This window comes from Anabaenopsis tanganyikae CS-531 (genome assembly GCF_029891675.1).
Lineage (GTDB): Bacteria > Cyanobacteriota > Cyanobacteriia > Cyanobacteriales > Nostocaceae > Anabaenopsis > Anabaenopsis arnoldii.
Map to the genome: position 1 here is coordinate 1 of NZ_JANQDF010000057.1, position 9,718 is coordinate 9,718.

Here is a 9,718-nt window from a genome sequence, read left to right on the forward strand (position 1 = left end):
AAACTTATGAAGGCTTGCCACACACAACCTGTAAATCAATCACAATATCAAAGACTGCTAATAGCTGGTTCATTGCTTTTGCTTACGAGCAAGAACACAAAGCAATAGATAAGCAGCACGAGATTGTAGGGGTGGATTTAGACATACAGTTATAAGAATCTGGTTTTTACCCAGTCTTACCTCTCATCCCTGAGCATAAATGCTCCCGATCGAGAGAACAAATCGCACTTAGCGATATTCAGTCTAACGTTCCTGCTGGGCGGCTGTGAGTAGCCTTTGCAACACAACCAAGTCTTTCATCAGTCCGCTCCAGCAGAGTTGTTATGCGGCTTACGCTGTGACCATTGTAGATTTGATGTCAGGTGATGCTGGCTCGAAATGCAACACCATAATTTGCTCCGAACGCAACCCGACAGATTCATAAGTGCGTCCAGCGCGATCGCTAAATTCGACCTCAAATGCTGTACCATCAGCTAACAGTTCAACCACTGTCCCAACTTGCCCGCGCCATAAATTATATTCAGGAAGGTCAACGGTCAAAGCTATAACATCTAGCAATTTGGCTGTATTTTTTGGCATCTCTGATCACCTCCAAGCACTACAGTGGGTAGCAGGTTGTTAACCTCGGAATTTCCGAACCATGCTCAATGATCCAGCCACTCCGAAGGGTCGCACTTCTATTTTGCCATTCAATCGTAAAATCTAGTGTATGGCGTTGCCCAAACTCATCTTGTCTGCCGAGTCGCACTTCTTGAGTTTGAATCACTTCAAGCAAAATTTGGCGTAATTCTTCAGCGTTATCAGCAGTCATCCCAAGGCACGATAAAAACAGTCGCGCTTTGTGCTTGCCATCGTTATGTTCTGGATTGAGGCAATAGTCGCGAAGTTTACGAATATCGACAATTGCGTTCTCTGCATTGGGAAGGAGCATGAAAAAGCTGACATGGATAAGCATTCCTCAGTTCTAGGATTTATATAGCAGGATAGTGCCGGGCTAAAAAATTTTCTGCATCGGCTGTGTCTTTAATCACTCCATCCACAGTAGCAGCAAGTAAATCATCTAATATTTGCCGATATTGCGGCCCGGGTTTGTAGCCTAATTTCTTTAAATCATTACCATTGAGTAGAGGCTGCACGTTCACTAAAACTTGCAAATAACCCCATATCTGCCGTCTGAGGGTTCGGTCTGTTTGCAAAGCTGTTAAAATCAGCATGGGTAAATCATACTGTCGCAGTAACTGCACTATTTGACTGGGACGCTGACAAGTTGGCAATAATTCCATCACCTGTGTTTGGGCTGTAGCTAAGTTTTGCAAGCGTTGAATACCATCTTCTGGTAGGTGCAGATTTGTGGCTACCTTGACTCGATATTGTGGTTCTAAATGGGCGATTAGGGCTTCTAGGCGCATCTCCCAGGGGATGAGGTGGTTTTGCGGGTCAAATCGTCTTAAACAGGCTTCTAACAATCGCAATTGCTGCACAAGTGATTTATCTAATTTCAGGGTAGGATGGATACATTGCAACGCCCCTAATTCATTGAGTAGTTGTAAGGCTGATTTACCATAGGGGGCTTGGAGAATATATTTTAACTCGGCTTTGAGTCGAGTCTGTAGGGCTGGGGTTTTGATGTTGGTTTGGGCTGTGCGATCGTAAACCCCACTGTTAATGGCATACTTGATAAAGTCTTTTGTTTGGGCTTCTATTTCAAATCCAAAGCGGACAGCAAACCGTACACCGCGATAAATGCGCGTAGGGTCTTCAATAAAGCTGTTGGGGTGTAATACCCGAATTTGCTTGGCTTGTAAATCTATCAAACCACCGCAGAAATCCAGTAATTCCCCAGGACGAGGGGAGGTCAGCCGCACAGCCAGGGCGTTAATGGTAAAGTCACGGCGATACAAGTCTTGACGAATGGAACTAGCTTCAACTTCCGGATTTGCAGCTGGGTAAGGATAAAATTCTGTTCTAGCTGTGGCGATGTCCATCCACAATGAGTTTAGTTCTGGGTCTTTGTGCCACAATAAGGCCGCGGTCTGAAAAGCACCATGAATTTCTAGCCGCGCCCCTGAGTAAATTTTCTGTAGTGCTTTGGCTAGTTCTACACCAGCGCCAACATCTGCTGCTTGGTGAAAGCCATCAACTACAAGGTCTATATCTGTAATCATTAATGTCCCTGCGGCTGATTCTGCTAACAGTAAGTCTCGCACCGCACCACCTACTAAGTAAAGATGCCAACCGCGTTTTTCCGCTGCTTGGGATGCTACGGTGAGTAATTCCCACATCTGCGGCGCTAGGCGATTTTGTAATTCTGTATTCAAGTTAGTTTTGAAGGAATTGGTGATGGGGAATTTATTTTCCGCTTCGGCTTGATGTAATTCCCTCAGTACGTTGGTACGGGTGACAATTCCCACTAATTGCCCGTTTTCTAATACTGGTAAGCGTCCAATATCATAGGTTACCATTTGGGCTTGAATTTCTGGCAGGATGGTGTCTGGTGTGATGCTTTTAACTTTAGTTGTCATGTAGGCTTTGACTGGTGCATGACTAAATCCGTGGTGTAGGGCAATATCTATATCCCGTCGTGAGATAATTCCCACGAGTTTTCCTTGGGTATCAACTACAGATAAACCAGAATGTCCATAACGTAATAAAATTCTTTGTGCTTGGGAAATTGTGGTTTCCGGTCTAATTGTCCGGACTGGGGAAGACATTAAGTCTCTGGCTGTGGGAGGATGGGGAATTGAGGTTTTGATGCCTTCTAGGAGTTGTTGTAATATTTCTTGTGTATTTCCTTGGCGCAGACTTAGGGATGCGGCTTGAGAATGTCCACCACCGCCGAATATGTGAAATAGGAGATTGAGATTTACGCCGGGAATTTGCGACCTACCAATGATTGTTAAACGCAAGTCGCCTTCTTTGTGGGTATATTCGTTTGCCAGTAGTAAGGCATCTATTTGGGTTAATTCTACAAGCTCTGAAGCTAAACTTGATAGTCCTGGTACAAAATTATCTGTTTTTATGGTCACCCAGGCGATTTTATATCCTAGTAAATCAAAATACTCTAAGTTTTCCAGGGCTTCAGTTAATAGCTGTTGTAGTTGAGGCGATAACCCAGGGTCAAGATAAGTTGAAATTACTGATGCTCTGGCTCCTTGTTGCATTAACCAAGCTAAAGCTAAAGCATCTCTGGGTGTGGCACTTTCAAATGTTAATGAGCCGGTATCTACATGAATACCTAAGGCCATGACTGTGGCTTGGACTGGTGTAAGGGCAATTTCTTGTTTTTGCAACTCTTCCACAATTAAGGTCGTACAGGCTCCCACTGGTTCAATGTGGGATTGTGTGGCCGGAATAGTTAGCTGTTGACTGAGGTGATGATCATAAACTATGATTTCTTCTATGTTGGATAATTCTAACCATTCGGCGGCTTTACCCAGGCGATCGCGATGTTGTGTGTCAACGACTCTCAAAGAACGAATTTCTTCGGGAATGACTGAACGTCTCTCCATGATGGGATACTCGTCCCGGTGCAATGCTAAAAAATCTCTCACGGGGGGATGTGCGCCACCGCTAAGTACAATCTTGCTCCCAGGCAATAAACAGCTCAAACCTACCGCAGCTGCCAAGGCATCGAAATCAGCCGTGGTGTGACAAAGAATTAAGTCCATAGTCCTGTGTGGGAAATATTCATTGGCGGTGAGGGATTGCTCACGACCAACTAGAATTTAGTTCCTAATGAGTATGGTGACGCAATTTCTGCTAGCTTAACATATGAGTAAAAACTGTTGGGTCACCCTTTAGGATATTGTATCTTTAGTATTCCGCTGTTTTGGGAGAAGCAAAAATGACTATAATATTTCAATTCGCTCTGATATCTTTAGTTCTCACATCTTTTGTGTTAGTAATTGGGGTTCCTGTGGCCTATGCTACTCCGCAAAGTTGGGTAGAATCAAAAAAACTGCTCTGGGTTGGTTCCGGAGTCTGGTTTGCTTTGGTGATTTTAGTGGGTATATTAAACTTTTTTGTAGTTTAAGCGATCGCTGAGGTCTATTTCGCCAAAATAGCATAGCGCCGGAGCAGAAGAGCCAAGAACAAGATTTTCCTGTTATCTTGTTCTATTTACATAACTGTGCTCTCCTGCTCTTGAGCATTGAAAGAAGAAATGTATATTGGCCAGAGTATAGTTGATTAAGAGGCAGTCATGGCAGTTTTTGAGGGAACTTTTGCTCCACCAGCCGAACCGTTACATTTAGCAGTGGTTGTGGCTCGATTCAACGACCTTGTTACCGGGAAGCTGTTAGAGGGTTGTCAAGATTGCTTGAAACGCCACGGTGTAGACCCGGACCCCTATGGTAGTCAGGTAGACTATGTTTGGGTTCCGGGAAGTTTTGAAGTACCTCTAGTAGCACGCCAACTCGCACTTTCCCATCGTTATGATGCGGTAATTTGTCTAGGTGCTGTCATTAGGGGACAAACGCCTCATTTTGATTATGTATCTGCTGAAGTTTCTAAGGGGATTGCAGCCGCTAGCTTCCAAACTGGTGTGCCGGTAATTTTTGGCATTTTGACGGTGGATACCATGCAGCAAGCTTTAGAGCGGGCGGGTATTAAAGGCAATCATGGTTGGGATTATGCCATGAACGCTCTGGAAATGGCTAACCTGATGCGACAATTGCGGTCTAGTCTCACAGAGTTATCCCCCCAGAATGGCCAGTCTTTACCAGGATCTTTTTCTAGTCCAAGTTTGGGCAGTTTAGCCGCCGAGTCAAAAGAAGTAGGCTGAGACTGGTTCTGAGTGGCTCCGCTCCTCTCCTTGTCCAGGAGAGGGAAAACTGGCAAAATTGGGGGTTGACAAATAAAAATATATCTGAGAATATAGATAAAGGATGGAGATTGCGGGTATAGCTCAGTGGTAGAGCGTCACCTTGCCAAGGTGAATGTCGCGCGTTCGAATCGCGTTACCCGCTTGTAAAAAGTAAAAACTCTAAGTTAATATATATACTAAGAGCATTTACATTGAGTTAGAGAGTTTGGGGTGTAGTCAACTTGTATTTTATGGGTGTACTACACATGATATAGTCTCGCTATTGGAATGGCAGCATGATCTACCATCTGCTGGGCATTGATATAGGGGAACCAAACCCCAAACTATTTAGGGAAGGTATTCTCTTCACAACAAGAAACACACGCTCAAGTTAATAGAACGCTTGTGCCATCTCAAAAACCCGAAAAAATTGACTTGAATGGGGAATATATCTGTCCGTGCCGTCGCAAAGGACAGTTAGTTCCAATTACACTTACAGAAGCATTTGGTTGCGATCGCTGTCAACAAATCTTTGTAGTGCAAGATAATGGACATATCCTAGAACAACTTCCAACTAGCTATCCCTACCAGCGAGCCTGGTACTGGACGGGAAATAGTTGGCGTGTTGTGCCTACTCAGATGAGACAAAGCTATCTACCTATAGCATTAGGGATTATTTTCGTGCTAGTGATTATATGGTTACCATTAGCACTGCAATTGGCAAATAGTTCTAGAATTATTGCTTGGGCAATAGTAGCTGTACTGTTGGCTATTCTGCCAGCACTGATGGTCTGGCTTACTTACAGACGTTAATTCAATGACTGTTGAAGTTTTGGATGATTACCCTGAACCTATTAATAGCGCTAAACGCGCTTATCAAGCTTCCCTTAACTTAGGGTATACCAAGGGATTAGACCGCAGTCGGGCTGTGTTGGCAATGGCTCAGGCGCTAGCAAATTCCTTTGACGACATTTTAGAAGCCAACACTTTGGATTTAGAAGCCAGCAAAGAAATGGCTGTACCAGAGTTGATTTTAGATTGGCTAAAGCTGACTCCCACTAGGTTAGAAGCAGCAGTAGAAATTATGCAAAGGTTAGGAGAAATTTCCGACCCCTTACGGCGAGTCAGAACTGCTAACTATCAACTAGAAGATTCTCAAAGTTACACTCAGTTAATGCCTTTGGGAGTGATTGGATTTATTTATGAGGCTTTTCCTGATTTAGGGGCGATCGCCGCCGGTTTATGTATCAAAACTGGTAATAGTATTATACTCAAAGGCAGTACAGAGGCGAGTCATTCCAACCAGGCCATAGCCAATGTCTTGCAAAGCGCCATTGAGGAAGTTGGTTTACCCTCTGGTTGTGTGGAACTGATTAAGGCAGAACACGGTGCTTCCATGCGAGATTTAGTCACCCAAGACAAATATGTGAACTTAGTCATACCCTACGGACGTTTTAGCTTAGTCCAGCAGGTAATGCGGCAGTCAACTTGTCCAGTGTTAAAGTCAGCAATGGGTAACTGTTACCTTTACTGGTCTGTGAATAGCAGCTTAGAGATGGTACGCTGGATGATTATAGATAGCCACGAAAGCGAACCAGACCCAGTAAACGCCATAGAAAAAGTATTAATTCATCGCCAGGCTGTGCCATCATCTTTAGCAGTTCTGTGGAACAGCTTGCAAGAAAAAGGCTTTCAAATTAAAGGAGATGAAGAACTGGTAGCAGAGTTTCCCCACCTACAACCGGTCAAAGCAGGTGAATGGGGTAGCGCTTATTTAACAAAAACCGTATCATTTAAACTGGTAGACACTTTAGAAGATGCGATCGCTTGGATTAATCAATATAGTAGCGGACACGCTGACTGTATTGCCACGGAATCCTATCAAGAAAGTCGCCAGTTTGCCTTGGGGGTGAATAGCGCCTCCACCTACATCAACACTTCCCCCCGGTTTTCTCGTAACCCTTCCCGTGGAGATTCAGTATTTCTGGGTATGTCTAACCAAAAAGGACACCGCAGGGGGTTTGTTAGCCTAGAAACTTTAACTACTGCTAAACATATTATTCAAGGTAATGGGCGGTTTTAGAAGTGAACAGAGAAGTCAAGCTGTATTTTACCCCAGTTGTGGAGTTCCCTTAGTCACATTGAGAAACTGGTATCCACCAGTTAAACCCTGAGGTGGTGGGGGATTTGCGAAAACCTATTTAGCGGTAGATATTCATAAGCGGGGGCAGATAACCTTGGACTCACCACAAACGGCTTTCGACCGTTCCCTACCACGAATTGTTAGCTAGCTGTTGCTTCTACAAACTACATAGCCAACGAGAAATAGATGCAACTTGGTTCTCCTCATTTAAGTTGGCAGCATTACTGAGCGTCTGGCTTTCTAATTGCTTCCAAATTTCGGTAGCCATCCTTCTCTCAATCGCTGCCCCTACAAAAAATGTAAGTGGTAATAAATGACCAGCATCCGCGAATGATTGTCGTATACGATTGAGTGCCGCTTGTGCTGTTTTCCAATGCTCGTCAGCACCGGCTGGATCAATTCCACCCTTGAGTTCGCCCAATGCGATTGTGTAAGGCTCAAGTTGAACACGTTTAATTTTAATATTGTGAGATTTATTAGCAGGTAGTGCTTCTGGAGCAAGGTCGAACAAACAGATATCTACATTACTTTTAACCAAGGGAATATTTAGGTTATAGATAAGTGTACGCCTACCCAGATCACTCTCCCAACTGAGTCCGCGTAAAGATAATTCAATTTCTGCGTCATCGTTTGTCATCCCTATCCACTTTTTTGTTCTTGAATGCTGCCAGTGATATCTTTGACCTGCAATTGTAAGAGTTGAAAGAATAGTACGAGTTAGTTTTCTTTGTGCCAAAGCTCCACCAACATTACGCATCGAGCCTCCAAGCGTATCGCCACGAGTCAAGAGAAATCTAAACACTAATTCTTCTACAAAGTTTGCACCTGCTGGCTCCAGAAAGTTTTTGACTAAACCATTAATCGCATCAATTTTATCTTCTGGTGTCAAATAAGCAAGAGACTTATCAGACAATCCTGCCGCGGTCAATAATCCCATGTCGATACCATGAATGTGTAATAAGTCAGCAGGACTCTTAGCCAGATTTGCTGCTTCTTGAAGTGCCCTTGCTTCTGCAACATAAGGGCTAGCCCGTCGATTCTTCTCAAGGGCAAGTGCTACAAAGCCCGCACGAGTTGCTTCATAGGTTGTGACAAGATCGTCACTAGACTGAAGATGATTATGATAAGCATTCATAGGAGCGGCTTACTGTTTTTTCCATACGTAAACACACTTTCTCAAGGGAGCACGCCCATGGTTTCCCATTTGCTGGCTACTGTTACCTTTATCGCTGGGTAAAACGAGAATATTTTCAACTATAAAACCTAGTTTCTCTGCAAAGTCAGATAGGATCATATCTACTGAAATACTTATACCAGAATAACGCACATTGTCATTGACCATAAACAATACTGCTCCGGGTTTGAGTACGCGAGAACATTCTTGTATGACGCAAGCCATTTCATCAAAGTAACCTCTAACCATCCTGGGTATCCCATTATTATTTAATACACCTTGAAGTTTCTGATTATCTAAATAGCCCAGAATAGCTTGCAATAGAGGTTGTGAATTTGCAGTCTCTAAAGCCAATCTCCAATTTGGATTCATAGCCAATAAATCTTTTGAGCGATTTTCGACTGTACAGCTTAACATTTCCTGTCGGAGATCAATTAGTCCCTTTTCAGAAATATCTAATAATGCAAGCTCCAATGCATAAGTACGAGTGTAGTCATATCGGTTGCAATAGGGTGGAGACGTAATAACAGCATCATAAATTGCATCAGGTAAAGTCGGTAGCAATTTCAGACAAGACCCTTTGTAAAGCTGGATTTTACCAGGCGCTCTCTTAAACGAAAAAAGTTCTGTCTGATGTGTATGAGGTTTTAGGTCATTAATAATTTCTGCGATTTTATTAGCGATCGCATTATCAAAATCTAAGATTTCACCTTTATTGAAAGGCTTTTTACCTTGTCCACGACCGGAACGATAATCCCAACGAAGATACTGTCCATCTTTGCGAGTGTAGCTTATGGATTCTAAAACACAAAGCAAAGAAAAGAGCAAAACTTTTCGGACTCTTGGATTCTCCTGATAAAAAGCTCCGAGGTATTGCCCAATTGCTCTTTTGTTTTCTGTAGAATAAGCTCCTTTTGTAATCCTAAATTCTGGTAAACAGAACTCTCTATCATTCTGTTTCCATATTTGGGAACTTAACCAAGTTTTGAGACGTATAAGATCATCGGATATAAATTCGCTATCGAGAACCTTCTTGGTTTCAATAATCTGTTGACCAATGGGTAACAATTCAATCCCATCGGCATCTAGTCCCAAATCACTAACAGCAAACAAAGCGGTTCCGCTACCTGCAAAAGGATCTAATATCTTGCCCTGATTAAGCCTGTATTTTTCCAGTAAAAGCTCAACAAGAGAAGCAGAGAACGCTTCTTTATACTTGTACCATCGATAAATAGGTCTTGTTTTATTAGCTTGAAAACTTACTAAAAGTCTAGTAAGTGCAGGCTGAACTAAAAACTTAGTTTGAAAATGATGCTGCAATTGTTTGTCAAGGTTATCAATTTTTCTAAGAGCACTATTTTGGACTTCAGGGGTGATGTCGGAGATGCTTGACAGACTTGTCACAAGTATTGTCCCCATAAAACACGCATACGGTTATTATATCAGTGCCTTTAATACAGGACTTACGCAACTGGCACAAATAGGGAGCGGAGGGAGCCGCGCCACGGGACAATTTCAATTAAACCAAGCACATAGGAATACTTGGGCGTTTGAGTTGCTGTATTAAATAATTAGACAGCAAATTATGCTTGATTTG

At 43.1% G+C, this 9,718-nt stretch carries 9 protein-coding genes and 1 tRNA gene; 5 read left to right on the forward strand and 5 right to left on the reverse strand.

Annotated features, from left to right (window positions below; all coding sequences use genetic code 11):
• Nucleotides 1-330: 330 nt before the first annotated feature.
• The 3 genes from NWP22_RS05795 to NWP22_RS05805 are packed head-to-tail and all read right to left on the reverse strand — an operon-like array spanning nt 331 to nt 3,668.
• On the reverse strand, nt 331-579 hold the full coding sequence (locus tag NWP22_RS05795; protein ID WP_271733209.1) for a DUF4926 domain-containing protein: 249 nt from the start codon (nt 577-579) through the stop codon (nt 331-333).
• A 19-nt stretch (nt 580-598) separates the two neighbouring features.
• Nucleotides 599-955 carry a DUF6883 domain-containing protein gene (locus NWP22_RS18300; protein WP_334310758.1) on the reverse strand — a complete coding sequence of 119 codons (357 nt, stop codon included), beginning with the start codon at nt 953-955 and terminating at the stop codon, nt 599-601.
• Nucleotides 956-971: 16 nt separating this feature from the next.
• The gene (locus tag NWP22_RS05805; RefSeq protein WP_271733211.1) at nt 972-3,668 is read right to left on the reverse strand and encodes a CBS domain-containing protein; all 2,697 of its coding nucleotides are present in this window, start codon (nt 3,666-3,668) and stop codon (nt 972-974) included.
• Between the two features lie 176 nt (nt 3,669-3,844).
• Between NWP22_RS05805 and psbZ the strand changes: the two genes are divergently transcribed.
• The 5 genes from psbZ to NWP22_RS05830 all read left to right on the forward strand — a co-directional run bounded on the left by psbZ (nt 3,845) and on the right by NWP22_RS05830 (nt 6,887).
• The gene (psbZ, locus tag NWP22_RS05810) at nt 3,845-4,033 is read left to right on the forward strand and encodes a photosystem II reaction center protein PsbZ (protein WP_271733212.1); all 189 of its coding nucleotides are present in this window, start codon (nt 3,845-3,847) and stop codon (nt 4,031-4,033) included.
• Between the two features lie 168 nt (nt 4,034-4,201).
• On the forward strand, nt 4,202-4,783 hold the full coding sequence (gene ribH, locus NWP22_RS05815) for a 6,7-dimethyl-8-ribityllumazine synthase (RefSeq protein ID WP_271733213.1): 582 nt from the start codon (nt 4,202-4,204) through the stop codon (nt 4,781-4,783).
• A 112-nt stretch (nt 4,784-4,895) separates the two neighbouring features.
• Nucleotides 4,896-4,967: transfer RNA gene (locus tag NWP22_RS05820), tRNA-Gly, on the forward strand.
• Between the two features lie 242 nt (nt 4,968-5,209).
• Nucleotides 5,210-5,617: a hypothetical protein gene (locus NWP22_RS05825; protein ID WP_271733214.1), complete on the forward strand. Its 408-nt coding sequence runs from the start codon at nt 5,210-5,212 to the stop codon at nt 5,615-5,617.
• Between the two features lie 4 nt (nt 5,618-5,621).
• Nucleotides 5,622-6,887: a glutamate-5-semialdehyde dehydrogenase gene (locus tag NWP22_RS05830; RefSeq protein ID WP_271733215.1), complete on the forward strand. Its 1,266-nt coding sequence runs from the start codon at nt 5,622-5,624 to the stop codon at nt 6,885-6,887.
• A 217-nt stretch (nt 6,888-7,104) separates the two neighbouring features.
• Here NWP22_RS05830 and NWP22_RS05835 read toward each other — a convergent pair whose 3' ends face one another.
• On the reverse strand, nt 7,105-8,082 hold the full coding sequence (locus NWP22_RS05835; RefSeq protein ID WP_271733216.1) for a type II restriction endonuclease: 978 nt from the start codon (nt 8,080-8,082) through the stop codon (nt 7,105-7,107).
• A 9-nt stretch (nt 8,083-8,091) separates the two neighbouring features.
• Nucleotides 8,092-9,540 carry a site-specific DNA-methyltransferase gene (locus tag NWP22_RS05840; RefSeq protein WP_280801622.1) on the reverse strand — a complete coding sequence of 483 codons (1,449 nt, stop codon included), beginning with the start codon at nt 9,538-9,540 and terminating at the stop codon, nt 8,092-8,094.
• Nucleotides 9,541-9,718 lie beyond the last annotated feature (178 nt).

What these genes read in the sequence shown, in the direction of transcription:
- ribH (WP_271733213.1), top strand. Translation starts at nt 4,202, where the DNA reads ATGGCAGTTTTTGAGGGAACTTTTGCTCCACCAGCCGAACCGTTACAT.
- NWP22_RS05840 (WP_280801622.1), bottom strand. Translation starts at nt 9,540, where the DNA reads ATGGGGACAATACTTGTGACAAGTCTGTCAAGCATCTCCGACATCACC.
- NWP22_RS05805 (WP_271733211.1), bottom strand. Translation starts at nt 3,668, where the DNA reads ATGGACTTAATTCTTTGTCACACCACGGCTGATTTCGATGCCTTGGCA.
- NWP22_RS05830 (WP_271733215.1), top strand. Translation starts at nt 5,622, where the DNA reads ATGACTGTTGAAGTTTTGGATGATTACCCTGAACCTATTAATAGCGCT.
- NWP22_RS18300 (WP_334310758.1), bottom strand. Translation starts at nt 955, where the DNA reads ATGCTTATCCATGTCAGCTTTTTCATGCTCCTTCCCAATGCAGAGAAC.
- psbZ (WP_271733212.1), top strand. Translation starts at nt 3,845, where the DNA reads ATGACTATAATATTTCAATTCGCTCTGATATCTTTAGTTCTCACATCT.
- NWP22_RS05795 (WP_271733209.1), bottom strand. Translation starts at nt 579, where the DNA reads ATGCCAAAAAATACAGCCAAATTGCTAGATGTTATAGCTTTGACCGTT.
- NWP22_RS05835 (WP_271733216.1), bottom strand. Translation starts at nt 8,082, where the DNA reads ATGAATGCTTATCATAATCATCTTCAGTCTAGTGACGATCTTGTCACA.